This is a genomic window from Kytococcus schroeteri (genome assembly GCF_002847825.1).
GTDB classification, from domain to species: Bacteria; Actinomycetota; Actinomycetes; order Actinomycetales; family Dermatophilaceae; genus Kytococcus; species Kytococcus schroeteri.
The window spans coordinates 1-283 of sequence record NZ_PKIZ01000184.1 but is presented as its reverse complement, the minus strand read 5'-3'; the positions used below and the strand labels follow the sequence as shown (position 1 = coordinate 283).

Genomic DNA, 283 nt, shown 5'->3' with positions numbered 1-283 from the left:
TCAAGTCGCTGCGCACGCACGTGGACGTGCTGACGATGTATCCCAGCTGCACCAACTGCGCGGCCGCGTGGGGCGTTCCCGCGAGCGCGGTTATGCCTACTTCCTCTACCCCAAGGGCGAGGTGCTGACCGAGACCTCCTACGACCGCCTGACAACTATCGCACAGAACAACGATCTGGGCGCGGGTATGGCCGTGGCCATGAAGGACCTGGAGATGCGCGGTGCGGGCAACGTGCTGGGCGCCGAGCAGTCCGGCCACATCGCGGGCGTGGGCTTCGACCTT

General features: G+C 66.1%; 1 protein-coding gene. It reads left to right on the top strand.

Annotation, left to right across the window (positions count from 1 at the left end):
- On the top strand, positions 1-283 hold a 283-nt coding region (locus CYJ76_RS12095; RefSeq protein WP_144043126.1), incomplete at both ends, for a hypothetical protein.